Source organism: Shewanella sp. ISTPL2 (assembly GCF_013283205.1).
GTDB lineage: Bacteria > Pseudomonadota > Gammaproteobacteria > Enterobacterales > Shewanellaceae > Shewanella > Shewanella oncorhynchi.
The window spans coordinates 807,598-823,224 of the sequence record NZ_JAAPAV010000001.1; the positions used below are offsets into that span (position 1 = coordinate 807,598).

Annotated in this window: 13 protein-coding genes, 3 tRNA genes and 2 rRNA genes; 7 read left to right on the plus strand and 11 right to left on the minus strand. The window is 45.9% G+C overall.

Annotation, left to right across the window (positions count from 1 at the left end; translation table 11 throughout):
• The first annotated feature begins 74 nt into the window (after positions 1 to 74).
• Positions 75 to 698 (plus strand): ACP phosphodiesterase, encoded by a 624-nt coding sequence (locus HUB64_RS03640; RefSeq protein ID WP_173496407.1) that lies wholly within the window; start codon positions 75 to 77, stop codon positions 696 to 698.
• A gap of 75 nt (positions 699 to 773) precedes the next feature.
• Entirely contained in the window at positions 774 to 1,445 is a 672-nt protein-coding gene (locus HUB64_RS03645; RefSeq protein WP_028761077.1) for an RluA family pseudouridine synthase, read from the plus strand.
• 98 nt (positions 1,446 to 1,543) lie between these two features.
• Here HUB64_RS03645 and HUB64_RS03650 read toward each other — a convergent pair whose 3' ends face one another.
• Positions 1,544 to 1,984: a hypothetical protein gene (locus tag HUB64_RS03650; RefSeq protein ID WP_131523165.1), complete on the minus strand. Its 441-nt coding sequence runs from the start codon at positions 1,982 to 1,984 to the stop codon at positions 1,544 to 1,546.
• A gap of 352 nt (positions 1,985 to 2,336) precedes the next feature.
• Here HUB64_RS03650 and HUB64_RS03655 point away from each other — a divergent pair, with 352 nt between their 5' ends.
• Positions 2,337 to 3,716 (plus strand): Gfo/Idh/MocA family oxidoreductase, encoded by a 1,380-nt coding sequence (locus tag HUB64_RS03655; protein WP_168824295.1) that lies wholly within the window; start codon positions 2,337 to 2,339, stop codon positions 3,714 to 3,716.
• Between the two features lie 169 nt (positions 3,717 to 3,885).
• On the opposite strand, the gene HUB64_RS03660 is transcribed toward HUB64_RS03655, so the two are convergent.
• The 7 genes from HUB64_RS03660 to HUB64_RS03690 form a co-directional block, all read right to left on the minus strand.
• Positions 3,886 to 4,410 (minus strand): CIA30 family protein, encoded by a 525-nt coding sequence (locus HUB64_RS03660; RefSeq protein ID WP_173243988.1) that lies wholly within the window; start codon positions 4,408 to 4,410, stop codon positions 3,886 to 3,888.
• Between the two features lie 75 nt (positions 4,411 to 4,485).
• A complete protein-coding gene (gene sstT / locus HUB64_RS03665; protein ID WP_113941009.1) occupies positions 4,486 to 5,712 on the minus strand; it encodes a serine/threonine transporter SstT in 1,227 nt (408 codons plus the stop codon).
• Between the two features lie 171 nt (positions 5,713 to 5,883).
• The gene (locus HUB64_RS03670; RefSeq protein WP_028761082.1) at positions 5,884 to 6,783 is read right to left on the minus strand and encodes a chemotaxis protein CheV; all 900 of its coding nucleotides are present in this window, start codon (positions 6,781 to 6,783) and stop codon (positions 5,884 to 5,886) included.
• Positions 6,784 to 6,922: 139 nt separating this feature from the next.
• A complete protein-coding gene (locus HUB64_RS03675; protein ID WP_028761083.1) occupies positions 6,923 to 7,393 on the minus strand; it encodes a dual specificity protein phosphatase family protein in 471 nt (156 codons plus the stop codon).
• A gap of 72 nt (positions 7,394 to 7,465) precedes the next feature.
• Complete coding sequence (locus HUB64_RS03680; protein ID WP_173496408.1) at positions 7,466 to 8,749, minus strand: DEAD/DEAH box helicase; 1,284 nt, start codon at positions 8,747 to 8,749, stop codon at positions 7,466 to 7,468.
• 47 nt (positions 8,750 to 8,796) lie between these two features.
• Positions 8,797 to 9,354 (minus strand): methylated-DNA--[protein]-cysteine S-methyltransferase, encoded by a 558-nt coding sequence (locus tag HUB64_RS03685; RefSeq protein ID WP_014610850.1) that lies wholly within the window; start codon positions 9,352 to 9,354, stop codon positions 8,797 to 8,799.
• 60 nt (positions 9,355 to 9,414) lie between these two features.
• A complete protein-coding gene (locus HUB64_RS03690) occupies positions 9,415 to 11,106 on the minus strand; it encodes a DNA-3-methyladenine glycosylase 2 family protein (RefSeq protein ID WP_113941007.1) in 1,692 nt (563 codons plus the stop codon).
• 172 nt (positions 11,107 to 11,278) lie between these two features.
• Here HUB64_RS03690 and HUB64_RS03695 point away from each other — a divergent pair, with 172 nt between their 5' ends.
• Positions 11,279 to 13,108, plus strand: coding sequence for an ABC transporter ATP-binding protein (locus HUB64_RS03695; RefSeq protein ID WP_173496409.1), 1,830 nt, complete (start codon positions 11,279 to 11,281; stop codon positions 13,106 to 13,108).
• A 584-nt stretch (positions 13,109 to 13,692) separates the two neighbouring features.
• On the opposite strand, the gene HUB64_RS03700 is transcribed toward HUB64_RS03695, so the two are convergent.
• Together HUB64_RS03700 and HUB64_RS03705 are read right to left on the minus strand one after the other, a co-directional pair.
• A tRNA-Glu gene (locus HUB64_RS03700) sits at positions 13,693 to 13,768 on the minus strand.
• A gap of 131 nt (positions 13,769 to 13,899) precedes the next feature.
• Positions 13,900 to 13,975, minus strand: a tRNA-Glu gene (locus HUB64_RS03705).
• A 19-nt stretch (positions 13,976 to 13,994) separates the two neighbouring features.
• On the opposite strand from HUB64_RS03705, the gene rrf (HUB64_RS03710) reads away from it, so the two are divergent.
• From rrf (HUB64_RS03710) to rrf (HUB64_RS03720), 3 genes are all read left to right on the plus strand, one after another.
• A 5S ribosomal RNA gene (gene rrf, locus HUB64_RS03710) occupies positions 13,995 to 14,110 on the plus strand.
• A 38-nt stretch (positions 14,111 to 14,148) separates the two neighbouring features.
• Positions 14,149 to 14,224: transfer RNA gene (locus HUB64_RS03715), tRNA-Thr, on the plus strand.
• A gap of 37 nt (positions 14,225 to 14,261) precedes the next feature.
• Positions 14,262 to 14,377 (plus strand): 5S ribosomal RNA (gene rrf, locus HUB64_RS03720).
• 242 nt (positions 14,378 to 14,619) lie between these two features.
• Here rrf (HUB64_RS03720) and hemB read toward each other — a convergent pair.
• Positions 14,620 to 15,627: a porphobilinogen synthase gene (gene hemB, locus HUB64_RS03725; protein ID WP_105251204.1), complete on the minus strand. Its 1,008-nt coding sequence runs from the start codon at positions 15,625 to 15,627 to the stop codon at positions 14,620 to 14,622.

The following is a 15,627-nucleotide window of genomic DNA, read 5'->3' on the forward strand; positions in this document are numbered from 1 at the left end:
TTTTAGCTTCGGCGCTTTCCTAAGCGCGCTTGTGCATGATACCGTGAACCGACGTGGTTAACCAAGCACAAATAATGAACTTTCTTACACACTTACATCTCGCCGACATCAGTAAAACCCACCTTGCTACCAACGTAGCAGGTAACTATATTCAAGCGCCAATTGCACAAGCTCCAATTGAGTTACGCCAAGCTTTATGGCTAAACCAAGAGATTAATACCCTTTGCGCCAGCCATGAATTGACCATTGAATTAATGGAAGCTTTCCCTGCGCCCTTAAGAAGCATAGCAGCAGAACTCATGGCGGTGAGTTTCGATCACTATTTAGCTTACTATTGGGAAGAATATCACCACCAACCCTTGGATGAATTCAGCAGCAAGGCCTATGACGCGCTAGATGCTTTCGCCACGCAAGGTGTTGATCCATACCATCCAGAGGCATTATTTACACTCTTGCCCACAATGCGCAGCGCCGATTGGCTAGGCAGCTACACCACCGAAAAAGGATTACAACAAGCCTTAGCACAAGTGGCCAAACAGCATCCGCAAGCCGCACTGTTTAAAGATGCCCATAAAGTCGTCAATAAAATGCAGATAGAAATCGAAACCGCGTTCCGCACTTTTTATCCGCAACTAATGGCTTATACCCGTATTTGGAGCCGTAAGACGCCTGCAGAATATTTGCCCTCCCCCCTCTAAGAATAAGCAAGCATGAGATTATGCTGTGTGCCTGCGTAAATTTTGCTAGTATGGCCGCGCAAAAATGAGGACAAGATGCAGATATTTGATTACCAACCCCCAGCTGTTCCTTGGCTAGACATACGCTATAAAGATAGAGATCTGATTATCATCAATAAACCTTCGGGATTATTATCTAATCCGGGTCGAGCGGCTCACACCTTCGATTGCGCGTTAACCCGCTTACAAGCCCTTTATCCAGAAACGATTTTAGTGCATAGGCTCGACTGCGCGACCTCGGGCATTATGGTGTTCGCCCGTAATAAAAAAGCGGAGTCGCATTTAAAAACACAGTTTCAAGATAGACAGAGTAAGAAAGTCTATATTGCCGAAGTGATGGGACATGTGCTGCAAGATCAGGGGATTATTGACCTCGCGATAGTGCCAGACACTGAACATCCGCCCTATCAAAAAACGCTACAGGCGGGAGAGACTGGCGGCAAAAGCGCCCTCACTCACTACCGTGTATTAGAGCGCCGAGAAAACAGCACCTTAGTCGAGCTTTCGCCAGAAACAGGCCGCACCCATCAATTGCGTGTGCATATGCTTGCCCTAGGCCATGCGATTTTGGGTGATGAGTTTTATGGTGATGCCGAGGTTATCAAGGCCAAACCGCGTTTATGTTTACATGCACAAAGCTTAAGTTTGACCCATCCCTATTCGGGTAAACCGCTGTTTTTTAGCAGTAAACATCCATTTACTGAATAACTTAAGCCACTCGCTACAATTCCATAAAAGCAAAAGGTCGCGACTTAGCTCTTAGCTATCGTGCGACCTTAGTTATTTACAGATTCGACTGTCGTCGTTTAAGCGACGCGTATACCTTGACCAAAATCGACATCAGCCGCTAATTTTTCTGCTTGGAAATAACAGCCCTGCTCATTACAAAATTGTAATTGCTGCGACGATGTCACGATAAAAAATTCACCAAAGAAATTGCCGCCAACATCTTCCAGCTTATGGCCCTCAGGAGTTTGCGTCATATAGACTTCATCTAAACTATGGCAGCCATCGCTAAACCAAGTTTCTAAAAAATATTTATCGTCTTCTTTATAGAGGGTAATTTTGTCACCCAATAAAGGACGCCCATCTAACCAACGACCTATAATTTCACGATTTTGCATATCTGTCTCCCGCCAATGAAGGCGACGGCGTTTTTCAATCCCAGACATCCTGATATCCTTATGCAATACCCAATCACCTAAAGTGAATGTCAGTTGTGGTAGTACATTAAGCATAGAACCCATTTAACTCTTTACTCCCCACAGCAGCAAATTACTTCAAATCGCCCGTCAAATGTAATTTTTTGGTTAATTTAAATTTGCTAAATATTTAAAATATAAAAGATAAATACCTTTGACTAATTAATCGGCAGTGTAGCTCAATCTAAAAATAAAAACGCGATCTTTATCACTATTTACTTATCGCTAAAGTAAAGGCAGCTAAAAGACTTATCCTCCTAGATGAATGAGGTTTGTTACATCTTTTATTGCCAATTTTAATAGGGTTTCTGATATAACCCATAAGTGAATTACCGCACAAATAAGACCAAGTGATATTTCAATATCCCTACAAAACAAAAATAAAGCAGGAAGCGCTATGCATAACATTCATCGTCGTCATTTTCTTAAGGCAGCGGGTGCCGCTACCGCCGGACTCGTCACAGCCAATATTGCCCTCAACGCCTACGCCAGTAGTGTTGCCCCTAAACCGCAAGCGGGTAAATCCGTTATCGGACTCATAGCACCCAAGATGGACGTGGTTCGAGTTGGCTTTATCGGTGTTGGCGAGCGTGGCTTTAGCCATGTCGAGCAATTCTGTCATTTAGAAGGCGTTGAACTTAAAGCTATTTGTGATACTCACCTAGCGGTGCTGGACAGAGCCGTGGATCATATCGTTAAACAGAATCGGCCAAAACCGGCTGTCTATACAGGTAATGACCTGAGCTATCGCGATCTCTTAAGCCGCGATGATATTGATATTGTGATCATTTCTACTCCATGGGAATGGCACGCGCCTATGGCGATAGAGACGATGGAAAGCGGTAAACATGCCTTTGTCGAAGTACCGTTAGCACTCACAGTAGAGGAATGCTGGCAAATTGTGGATACCGCTGAACGCACTCAGAAAAACTGCATGATGATGGAGAACGTCAACTACGGCCGTGAAGAACTTATGGTTCTCAACATGGTACGCCAAGGTGTGTTTGGTGAGTTGCTCCACGGTGAAGCCGCTTATATCCACGAGCTACGTTGGCAGATGAAGGAAATAGACCATAAGACGGGCTCATGGCGGACTTATTGGCATACCAAGCGCAACGGTAACTTGTACCCGACCCACGGTTTAGGACCAGTTTCCCAGTATATGAACATCAACCGCGGTGATAGATTTGATTATCTAACCTCGATGAGTTCGCCCGCTCTTGGCCGTGCGCTCTATGCTAAACGTGAATTCCCCGCCGATCATGAGCGTAATCAGCTCAAGTACATCAATGGGGATATCAATACCAGTCTGATTAAGACCGTTAAGGGCCGGACCATCATGGTGCAGCATGACACGACGAGCCCAAGACCTTACAGTCGCCACAATTTAATCCAAGGGACAAATGGCGTGTTTGCGGGTTTCCCGAATCGTATCGCCGTCGAAAATGGTGGCTTTGGTCAAAGTTACCACGAGTGGGATATGGACATGCAAAAGTGGTATGACAAATATGATCACCCTCTGTGGCAACGCATAGGCAAAGAAGCTGAGATTAACGGCGGCCACGGCGGCATGGATTTTGTGATGTTATGGCGCATGATTTATTGCCTGCGCAATGGCGAGGCCTTAGATCAGGATGTGTACGATGGTGCGTCTTGGTCGGTGGTGAATATCTTAAGTGAACATTCAGTCAATAACCGCAGTAATTCAGTCACCTTCCCAGATTTTACCCGCGGCGCGTGGCAAACGGCCAACCCCTTAGGGATTGTAGGCGCTTAAGCAGCGGCTTTCGCCAAACTCATTATGATGGGTTCACCATAAGGATAAGTGCCTCGGCCTTATCCTTTTTCTTAAATGAAGCCTAGTGATGCCCGCACCATCAATAGCAAGCAATAAGGGACAAGCAATTAGGGGCAAAAAACTCATGATAAGAAACCACCTATAAACGCTAATAGTAGCCAATTTCTTTGATTTTCAAAGAAAAATCACCACTCTGCTGGGCACCAATCACTAACCCTAGACTACAAACTTGGCTTAAATCCATTGCCACTCGGGAAATCGGTTTACCCCGACATTGGGGCAAGAAGTCACTGAAGGGAATTTCTATCCGCTGCCAATTCATGACTCTAGCGCCACTCACACCAAACGTTTGATGACTTGGCGCTGGCATAGGCGCTTGATAAACCGTACTTTGTGGTGTGTCGATATCCTTTAAATTCACTTTATAATCTTTAGGTCGGTCGCCATCGAGTTCGACATAGATCCCAGTAAACCCACTGACATCAATAGGGTTAAACTCACAACGCACTGAAGCAAACCCGCCGCCATTGGCCAGCGATACATGGCCACTAAACTCACCATAGCCTAAAGGTGACACCGTCATCTTACTGCGAGACAAACCGCCCATCACAGTGTCATTTATCCCATACCAGGGCTTTGCAGCATCTAGCACTCTAAAATCAAAAAAGATCATAACGACTCCCATAAAAAAAGCAGCCACCTAAGTGACTGCTTCCATAATACTTTTCAATACGAATAACAGCACTCGTTAACTCAGTTTAGCTTTATTCTCAGCGGCTTCACAAGCGGCAGCGGTAAAGATAACGTCTGTAGAGCTGTTCAATGCGGTTTCGGCTGCATCTTGAACCACACCAATAATAAAGCCGACAGCGACCACTTGCATGGCGACATCATTAGAAATACCAAACAAGCTACAAGCCAGTGGGATCAACAGTAATGAACCACCCGCTACACCCGAGGCGCCGCAAGCCGAAATAGCGGCGACAACGCTCAATAACAATGCGGTGAGTAAATCGACTTGAATGCCCAAGGTATGCGCTGCAGCTAAGGTCAATACCGTAATAGTGATCGCCGCGCCGCCCATATTGATGGTGGCACCTAACGGAATAGAGACTGAGTAAGTGTCTTCATGCAGATTTAATTTTTCACACAGCGCCATATTCACCGGAATATTCGCCGCACTCGAGCGGGTAAAAAATGCCGTCACGCCACTTTCACGCAAACAACGAAATACCAACGGATAGGGATTACGTTTAATCTTCACGTAAACAATTAAAGGATTAACGATTAAGGCAATAATGGCCATCGCACCTAATAACACAGCCAATAACTGCGCATAACCCGCAATTGCGGCAAAACCGGTTTCAGCAAACGTCGCAGCAACTAAACCAAAAATACCAATAGGTGCTAAACGAATAATGAAATGCACCATTTGCGAAATGCCGTGGCTCATGTCGGCAAATACTTGCTTAGTCGAATCGCTAGCATGATGTAAGGCTAAACCTAAACCCACACCCCAAGCAAGAATACCAATATAGTTGCCCGTCATTAACGCATTCACTGGATTATCGACCAGTTTAAATAATAAGGTATGGATCACTTCACCAATACCTTGTGGAGGACTTGTACCTTCCACACCAGCAACCAAAACTAAAGTCGTGGGGAAGATAGAGCTTAAAATCACAGCAGTTAACGCCGCGGCAAAGGTCCCCAATAAATACAGGATCACAATTGGGCGCATATTGGTTTGCGTATTTTTCTTTTGATTTGCAATCGACGATGCTACTAAGATAAATACCAGTATTGGAGCAATCGCTTTTAATGCTCCAACAAATAAACTGCCTAAGAAGGCGATATCTTTTGCACTATCGGGTGAAAAACTCGCTAACACCACACCAGCGATAATCCCTAATAAGATTTGTAATACGAGACTGCCATTAGCCAACTTAGCTAATAATGATGATTCTTGTTTCATGGTTTAACCTATCGTTATTATATTTCGGTTGAGATCCCCAACGCGCACCTTCGGAAATGAGGCCAATAAGGTTTTTATAGGATGTGACTAGACTTGTCTAGTTTTGCGGGGAAATAAGCTAACTAAATTACCCTTGTCCCGCAAAAAGCATACAAAAAACTAACAAGCGCCTTATTGGCGCTGCTTCATGGCTAAATCGGCACCACGCAACATGGCATCAATCAACTCGTGAGCATCGAACTTAGTCAGCGCTTCATTTGCCCCCACTTGGTGGGCCTGACTCACGCTTATTTCGCTGGATAAAGACGTGTGTAAAATGATGTAGGCCTTGGCGGTCAGTGGATTATCACGCACCTCAAACGCCAGTTCGTAACCATCTAGTCCCGGCATCTCAATATCACTCACCAGAATATCTATGGGATGATGCTCTAGTGCCGCTTGTTCCATCATGACTAAGGCTTCTTTACCGTCGGCGGTCACTCGATAAGGGATGTTGATCATATCAAGGGCATCGGATAACTGCTTACGTGCCACCTTAGAATCATCCACTAACAGGATATTCATGGGTTTGAGTTTCTCACGCTGCACATCGGTCAAGATTGCCCGATTTGCCTGTGGGTTATTCGGGAAAATTTTCGACAGCAATAACTCAACATCGAGCAATTGTACTAACTGGTCCTCAAAACGAGTCACGCCAGTCAAGTAAGCATTCTTGCCCAAATTGGCAGAAGGTGCCTCAATATCGCGCCAATTACATTCGATAATCTTATCGATACCACGCACTAAAAAGCCAATGATCATCCGCTGACAGTCAGTGATGATGATGTAGCATTTTTCGCGCTCTTCAGGGGCTATCGGCCGATAGCCAATCGCAGCCGCCATATCTATGATAGGAATCGTATGGCCACGAATCGTTGAAGCGCCAAGAATCGTCGGATGAGATTGGGGAATTTTGCTTAGCTGTGTGTACGGCACCAGCTCACGCACTTTCAACGTGCCTAAGGCAAACACTTGAGTCTGTGATAACCGAAACAGTAGTAATCCCTGTGACTGACTTGCCTTACTTTTCATAATTAGATAAATAACTCACTAAAAACAACCTTCGGATAGCTTAACCTTAACACAGTAAAATTTTGATGACTAAGGTCAAACGAATGAAACTATTATTACCTATTTATTAATAGGTTCGACGCCAATCGCCGACAAGTGCTTAGTCTTGTAATGCATACAAGACATCAAAGGCAAATTGATCCCAACCTTCGGCAGTAAAAGCGATATCGCGAATATTACGAACTTGGCTCACCGCATGTAATGGCGCAGCACCATTGACCATCAAGTAATAGGCCATGATAAGACTGGTGCGATCCTTGCCAGAGCGACAATGGATCACTACAGGCAGCTCATCGGCTTCACATTGCTGAATAAAAGCGAGTGCCTTGGGCAACTGAGCGACACAAATCGCCACATCCCCATCTTGGGGCGGCACATTGCGCGAAAAGGGAATACATTCGTAACGTAAATCAAGCTGCTTAAACGCACTCGGCTCGCAGCCCTCGCCCCCATTGACCGACAGAATGGCACCAATACCGGCCTCTTTGAGCGCTTGTAAATCCCAAGGATCTTTATTAGGGCCACTGCGCCCTGCGACTTTACCTTCAACTAACCAGAATAAGTGTTGCATAAACCTTACCTACGACAAGTGAGATGACAAGGAACGCCAGAGATAAGCTAAGAATAGCTTGTTTCCAACGACTTAAGATTTTTTACCCCAAAATTCAGCATTGGCAGGCGGTAACTGTTTACGTTTTTTTTTACCCATACCTTCAGGCTTGGCGACAGGTTTAGCTTGTTCTAACAGTTCGGCTGGCATTTCATCATCGGCTTCAAAACCGACAATTTGCTCACGCACTAACTTAAGTTTGTTCTTTTTCTCTATCACGCCAAAGTGGTGATAATCCTCATGGGAAATCAAGGTCACGGCCAAGCCTGCTTCACCGGCGCGGCCACTACGGCCAATACGATGCATATAATCTGCAGGGCTTCGTGGTAAATCAAAGTTGATCACCACAGGCAGTTTATCGATATCGATACCACGGGCGGCAATATCGGTCGCAATTAACACACTGATCTCACCATTTTTAAAGCCATCGAGCACCCGCGTACGCGCACCTTGGGCTTTATCGCCATGGAACACTTCGGCTGTGATCCCACGTTTAGACAGCTTTTGCGCTAAGTGATTACAAGTATTTTTAGCACTCACGAAGATCAACGCCTGTAACCACTGATGTTCTTTAATCAGATGCGCCAATAATGCGGTTTTCATCGGACGATTAACCGTAATCACCCGTTGATGAATCGTGCTTTCTTGCTCACTTTGCAATTGATATTCAAGTGGATTATTAAGCAGTTTTGCCGTTAACTCACGGACTTCTTCAGGGAATGTCGCAGAGAATAATAAGGTTTGTTTCTTGACGGGCAAAGCGTCGAGCACTTGAGCTAATTCTTCAGTAAAACCAAGGCTTAACATGCGGTCAGCTTCATCTAGCACTAAGGCGCTGACACGATTGAGTTTGATGGCATTACTGGACAACAGATCTAACAAACGACCCGGCGTTGCTACGAGTACGTCGGCACCAGAGCGTAGACTCTGCATTTGCGCATTCACCGACACACCGCCAAACGCAGCCACAATTTTTAGCTTGCCATTGAGATGTGAGGCATAGGATAAAAAGCTGTCAGCGACTTGTTGTGCTAATTCACGGGTTGGGACTAAGACCAAACAACGAACACAAGCGCCTGTCTTATCCTCTGTTTTTGCGTCAACAAGTTGTTGCAACAGCGGCACGGCAAAGGCTGCCGTTTTACCCGAGCCCGTATTAGCACCGGCTAACACATCGCGCCCCGCAAGCACAGCGGGGATCGTCGCCGCCTGTACTGGTGTAGGCGAAACATACGCTAATTCGGTTAATCGATTTAGCAAAGGTGCAATAATGCCGAGTTGGGCAAAGCTTGCCGCAGAGGAAGAAGCCTGAGTCATAGAAAGTTTAACTGCTCACCAATATCTTAATAGGCGGCTATTCTAGCTTAAATATCGAGGCAATGCTTGGCAGTTTCCAGCGTTAATAACTGCTGTTTCATCGCAAGCCCATAGGCGTAACCCGTTAACTTGCCATTTTTGCCTATCACTCTATGGCAAGGCACGATAATCGCAATCGGATTCGCACCATTGGCCGCGCCCACGGCGCGCACCGCCTTAGGCCGACCAATTTGCTCGGCAATCTGCCCATAGCTGCAGCTCTGACCATAATCTACATTGAGCAAAGCTTGCCAAACTTCACGCTGAAATTCAGTGCCTTTAGGTGCGAGCTTTACATTAAATTCAATCAGTTCACCTGCAAAATAACGCGCGAGCTGCACTTGAGTTTCACTAATATGCGCCTTAGCTTGATTGAGGACATCCTCACTCACCTTAGCAAGCGCAATCTCAGTGCGATCCGAGCCGACAACCGTTAAATGACTCAGCCCATAGGCATTGGCATTTAACTGCAATATTCCGGCAGGACTCATAAAAGTATCTACGGCACAGGGCTGATACGCAGCAATACTCGGCGCTTGGCTCAATTGACGAATCGCATGCTTCATAATTTATCTCTCTATTTATGTCTTACATTTATCTCTATCAATTTAGATCGTTTTACGTCGTTATTGATGCCAAAGTTGAAAGGTTAAATAACTGCCCCAAGGCGCGATCTCTTGACTCAGTTGCTGGCACAGCTGCAGGTAGTTAACCGCACCCGCAGCGGCTTCATCCAGCCTATGGGTCTTGCCATACAAGACCAGCAAATGCTTTTTAACAATCAAATCGGTATGCAAAAACACATTGGGATCGCCCAAACCGCGAAGCTTGGCATAGGCTATCGTCCATGGACCTATGCCCTTAACGCTGAGCCAATCATCGACACTCGCCTCAGGATGATCGCAGATAAACGCCGCGAGCGCATTGAGAGCTAATTTACGAGCGCCGGGCATTTTTAGCTCTGTTAGACTCGCCTCACGAATGGCCTCGGGTGTAGGAAATAAACGATACTCGCACCCATTGAGATTAAAGCGCTCGCCATAGGCTTCAACCAATTGATTAAGTAGCTTAGTCGCCTGCACTACCGTCACTTGCTGACCTAAAATCGCGCGGCAGGCCGCCTCAAATAAGGAGCCTGCACCGGGAATGCGTAATCCCGAAAACGGTGTTAATCCTAAACTTGGTAGCGCACTTAAGCCTTGTTCAATCTGCAGCATATCCGCATCGAGATCTAAAATGCGTCGCACTTCAGTGACCAGCAATTGCAGCTCATCGACAGGGGAATCTTCGGTCAACATTATCGCGAGTTTGAAGCGATTTAGCTTAGGCTCATGGATAATGTGCACTGTGCCGCGCATCTTACCTAGGGCAAAACAGCGACCATATTCGAGCCCATTATCGCCAGCTTTGGCCTCATCTACCACGGACGCCTCATCGCCAACGACATCGCTCGCTTGTGGATGACTCATCTGCGGTGTGAACCATTCCATCCCTGTTACTGCACGTAATCGATAAAACGCCAGCTGTGATGTCCAATCCAATGGCGGCCGATAATACTGATACAAGGTTAATCCATAGTGAGGCACAAATTCACCCATAGTATCAATCTCACCTAATCCTGTTGATGGCTCAATCATGGACTCCTTTGCCGCTTTGGTTAATGCACTCTTTCTTAACTGGGTCGGCGTCAATTGCAAGGTTTGCTTAAACGCCTCATTGAAACTGCGAATACTGTTGAAACCCGCCGCCATCGCGACTTGAGTGATAGGTAATTGGGTTTGGTGCAATAATTGTTTAGCAAACAGTAACTGCCGATATAAGGCATATTGTTTTGGCGAAGTGCCAAAACCTTCGGTAAAGAGCTTATTGAGATAACGACTGCTGATCCCTAATCGGTCAGCCAATTGTGTTACTGTCGAGGCTGGCTCTCCCGATGACTTTCCCGCTAAGGCACCCGCTTCGATTAAGCTAATGGCCCTCGATAACGTTGTGCCAGTCCCCTTCCAAGGATTCGATCCCGGCGCACTGTCGGGCCGACAACGTAAACATGGGCGTAATCCCGCCTGCGCGGCTTTAATGGCCGAATCAAAATAACGCACATTTTGCTCTTTTGGTGCCACAGCAGGACACACAGTTCGGCAATAAATGCCCGTTGTTAAGACGCCCACAAAAAACTTACCATCAAACCGCGGATCACGGCTCATCCTCGCTTCACGGCAAATGGACGCAGAAAGTTGCCCCGAACTGGACTCCAGCGAATGCACCGAATCTATTTCATCACGCTTATTTGCACTCTCAGACGCTCTATCTGTACTCATTTTTCATCACGCCCGACAATATTCGCTCACAATTAATTTCTTGTTCATTACTTTACGTAAAACTAGCATATAGCACTAGCGGAAAACGGAACTCAATCATTTCAATGCTTTTAGGGCATGAAATCCTATATGCTAGAGCCGACTATTTTTTATCTCACCATAGAGTTAATTCATGTTTAAACGATTTGAATCCTGGGTTGAAGCCCTACCCGATGATGAACCCACTAAACCACCCACAGGGGTTTATGCTTTTTGTCGCCACTACACTAAGGGCTACGAACTGCCGCTGATCTTAATGTCAGTGCTGACCGCCATGCTGGCCATGCTTGAAGTGTCACTGTTCGGGTTCATGGGCCAATTAGTTGATTGGCTTGTGAAAAAAAATCCCGAAACGTTATTCCAAGACGAAGGCACGACCTTAATGCTGATGGGAGGTATGGTGATAATTGTGATGCCAATATTGGTATTACTGCATGCGCTTATCATGCATCAAACCTTGCTCGGCAATTATCCTATGTCGATCCGCTGGCTTGCACACCGTTATTTGCTAAAACAAAGTGTATCGTTTTATCAAGATGATTTTGCTGGTAGAATCGCCACGAAAGTGATGCAAACATCCTTAGCCGTGCGCGAAACTGTGATGAAATTGCTCGATGTGTTGGTATACATTTTAGTGTATTTCACCTCAATGCTGGTGATGATTGCCAGCGCTGATCTGCGCTTAGTCATACCTATGCTCGTCTGGCTTGCACTGTATGTTGGTCTGCAATGGTACTTTGTGCCTAGACTAAAAAGTGTCTCTACCGAGCAAGCCGATGCGCGCTCAACCATGACAGGCCGTATCGTCGACAGCTATACCAACATCACCACAGTGAAGCTATTCGCCCACACGCAAAAAGAAGCCGAATACGCCAAATCCAGTATGCGGATATTTTTAGACACGGTTTATCGCCAAATGCGCTTAGTGACGGGCATCAGCGTCAGTGTGCAAATCATCAACTATCTGTTGGCCTTTAGTATTGCAGCAGTATCGATAGCCCTATGGACCGATAGCGCAATCACGGTCGGCGCCATCGCCATTGCGGTCAGTTTAGCACTGCGCTTAAACGGCATGTCACAGTGGATAATGTGGGAAATCAGTTCGTTATTCGAAAATATCGGCACGGTTACCGATGGAATGAACACCTTATCGAAAACAACGATCATCCAAGATGAGCCAAACGCCAAGGCGCTGGTCGTCAATCATGGCAAGATTGATTTCAACCAAGTGTGTTTCCATTACGGTGAGCAGACTGGCGTGATTGAAGATCTGAATCTGAATATTAAAGCAGGTGAAAAAGTTGGCTTAGTAGGGCGTTCTGGCGCGGGTAAATCGACCCTAGTGAATCTACTAATGCGATTCTACGATGTTGAAAAAGGTCAGATTAATATTGACGACCAAGACATCAAGATGGTTATGCAAGATTCACTGCGTTCGCAAATTGGCATGGTGACCCAAGATACCTCCCTCTTGCACCGCACCATTCGCGAGAATATTCTTTACGGCAATCCCTGTGCCAGTGAAGAGCAACTTGATCGCGCGATTAAACAAGCTCAAGCCTATGACTTTATTCAGGAACTCAGTGATCCTAACGGTAATCATGGCTTAGATGCCCAAGTGGGTGAACGTGGCGTAAAACTCTCTGGCGGCCAAAGGCAACGTATCGCCATCGCGCGGGTTTTATTAAAAAATGCGCCTATTTTACTGCTTGATGAAGCCACATCTGCGCTAGATTCTGAAGTCGAAGCCGCCATTCAAGAAAGTTTATATGAATTAATGCAAGGCAAGACAGTGATCGCGATTGCCCATCGACTTTCTACTATTGCCGCGATGGACAGGTTAATTGTATTAGATCAAGGCCGAGTCGTTGAGCAAGGCACGCACCATGAACTCATCGCCGCAGGCGGGATTTATGCTCAATTATGGGCCCACCAAACCGGTGGATTCTTAGGTGTAGACTAAACCAAAGGTTAAATAACGAAAAGCGACACTCAGCAGTGAGTGCCGCTTTTTTTATCTCAAATAAGTTTCCGCCTAATTCTGCCCTCTTCCCGCAAAGCTTCACTCTTCTCGCGCTCATATTCACCGCAGTAATACACGATTCATCTATTACAATGGCTACCGTGTGAACGGCTCACTTCAAACTTCACTCGTTGAACGATTGGAAATAAGAGATAAATCGCGATTAACGATTCAACTTATCAGTATTGAAAGTGGCAGCATTCAAAGTGCCAACACACTGAACAATCCGAAAGGTGAGTTTTAGCTCTGGATTAGCGCAAGGTTAAGCAGGAAAACACTTAAATAATTCTTATCACACGATTGAACAGAATGACTTCACCACACTAAGTAAGCCTTTCGAAGCATTATTTATTTTTATTTAGGTGGTTTGAATTGGTGGGTAAATTCGGCAAATAACTCGGAGCGTATGACTCGCAAATGAATCGGGGAGATCTCGATTTAATATTCAAAATTCAGACACAAAAAAACCACCTTGAGGTGGTTTATTGTCTTTAATCAAAGTTTCGATAAACCTTGATTAAAATTGGTATCCCCTAGGGGATTCGAACCCCTGTTACCGCCGTGAAAGGGCGGTGTCCTAGGCCTCTAGACGAAGGGGACCCGGACTTATGATTTAACTCGTAACCGAGCTTTGTAACACATTCACTTCAGTAGGCTAGGAAGCAAATGCCTTGTTCTTACCAAACAACTCGTTAGTTATTTGCTAGGAACCACTCTCTATAAAATATAGATGGTATCCCCTAGGGGATTCGAACCCCTGTTACCGCCGTGAAAGGGCGGTGTCCTAGGCCTCTAGACGAAGGGGACCCGGACNAAACAGAATTTGCTTGGTGACAATAGCCTTGTGGAACCACCTGATCCCATCCCGAACTCAGAAGTGAAACGCAAACGCGCCGATGGTAGTGTGGGGTCTCCCCATGTGAGAGTAGGTCATCGCCAAGCGCCTAATTTAAATAATCTTAATTGATTAGTATAGAATTGCTGATATGGCTCAGTCGGTAGAGCGCATCCTTGGTAAGGATGAGGTCCCCAGTTCGATTCTGGGTATCAGCACCATTACAATCTAGTGTTTAATCCTAGAATAAAGAATTTGCTTGGTGACAATAGCCTTGTGGAACCACCTGATCCCATCCCGAACTCAGAAGTGAAACGCAAACGCGCCAATGGTAGTGTGGGGTCTCCCCATGTGAGAGTAGGTCATCGCCAAGCGCCTAATTATCTCATTGAGATGTAACCAAGCCAGCTGAATAAGCTGGCTTTTTTGCTTTTGTAATCTGTAACATTATTTGCACTAATAGCAATGCTGCCTACTGTAAGTATTGCTATTAGCTTTGTTGGCTAGTCTTTTCTTCCCCTCAATACACAAGCTTTGCTTCCAGATTTTTCACTATTAATCGATAAAAAAAGCAGCCAGAAGGCTGCTTTGAGGTGGTACTTTCGCATTAGGTTGCTTAAGCTTCTTTAAGCCACTGGGCAGCACGTTTAGCAAAGTAAGTTAAAATACCGTCTGCGCCTGCGCGTTTAAAGCAGAGTAGGGACTCCATGACGATGGCCTTTTCGGCTAACCATCCATTCTGGATTGCTGCCATATGCATGGCGTATTCACCACTGACTTGATAGGCGAATGTTGGCACTGCAAGTTCAGTTTTAACGCGATGCACTATATCTAAATACGGCATACCTGGCTTAACCATCACCATATCGGCTCCTTCTTGGATATCGAGTGCGACTTCATGCAAAGCTTCGTCACTGTTCGCTGGATCCATTTGATAGCTATGCTTATTGCCACCTTTGAGGTTACCCGCTGAGCCTACGGCATCACGGAATGGACCGTAGTAGTTTGAAGAGTATTTTGCCGAGTAAGCCATGATTTGGGTGTTGACGTGCCCTGCCGCTTCTAATGCTTGGCGAATCGCGCCAATACGGCCATCCATCATGTCCGATGGTGCAATGATGTCAGCTCCAGCATCGGCGTGTGACAGTGCTTGCTTCACTAAAATCTCGGTGGTGATATCGTTAAGGATATAACCCGTTTCGTCTATGATGCCGTCTTGACCGTGAGTGGTGAAAGGATCTAGTGCCACGTCAGTCATGATGCCTAGCTGTGGAAAGGCTTTTTTGAGCTCGCGCACTGCACGTTGCACTAGGGCATCTGCGTTATAGGCTTCTTCTGCCATTAATGTTTTTTTCTCTGCAGGTGTCACAGGGAAAAGTGCGATTAATGGGATACCTAACTCAACCAGTTCTTCAGCTTCTTTCAGTAGCAAGTCTATCGAGTAGCGTTCAACACCGGGCATAGAGGCTATTTTTTCACTGCGATTAGTGCCTTCTAGAATAAACATTGGGTAAATCAAGTCATTGACCGTTAGATGATTTTCGGCCATGAGGCGACGGCTAAAATCATGTTTACGCATGCGGCGCATTCTACGCTGAGGGAAGGCACTGGTAATGATATTCAC

Coding starts and splice junctions, on each gene's coding strand:
- HUB64_RS03655 (WP_168824295.1), top strand. CDS start 2,337: ATGCATAACATTCATCGTCGTCATTTTCTTAAGGCAGCGGGTGCCGCT.
- HUB64_RS03675 (WP_028761083.1), bottom strand. CDS start 7,393: ATGCAACACTTATTCTGGTTAGTTGAAGGTAAAGTCGCAGGGCGCAGT.
- HUB64_RS03670 (WP_028761082.1), bottom strand. CDS start 6,783: ATGAAAAGTAAGGCAAGTCAGTCACAGGGATTACTACTGTTTCGGTTA.
- HUB64_RS03690 (WP_113941007.1), bottom strand. CDS start 11,106: ATGAGTACAGATAGAGCGTCTGAGAGTGCAAATAAGCGTGATGAAATA.
- HUB64_RS03680 (WP_173496408.1), bottom strand. CDS start 8,749: ATGACTCAGGCTTCTTCCTCTGCGGCAAGCTTTGCCCAACTCGGCATT.
- HUB64_RS03685 (WP_014610850.1), bottom strand. CDS start 9,354: ATGAAGCATGCGATTCGTCAATTGAGCCAAGCGCCGAGTATTGCTGCG.
- HUB64_RS03650 (WP_131523165.1), bottom strand. CDS start 1,984: ATGGGTTCTATGCTTAATGTACTACCACAACTGACATTCACTTTAGGT.
- sstT (WP_113941009.1), bottom strand. CDS start 5,712: ATGAAACAAGAATCATCATTATTAGCTAAGTTGGCTAATGGCAGTCTC.
- HUB64_RS03645 (WP_028761077.1), top strand. CDS start 774: ATGCAGATATTTGATTACCAACCCCCAGCTGTTCCTTGGCTAGACATA.
- HUB64_RS03640 (WP_173496407.1), top strand. CDS start 75: ATGAACTTTCTTACACACTTACATCTCGCCGACATCAGTAAAACCCAC.
- HUB64_RS03660 (WP_173243988.1), bottom strand. CDS start 4,410: ATGATCTTTTTTGATTTTAGAGTGCTAGATGCTGCAAAGCCCTGGTAT.
- HUB64_RS03695 (WP_173496409.1), top strand. CDS start 11,279: ATGTTTAAACGATTTGAATCCTGGGTTGAAGCCCTACCCGATGATGAA.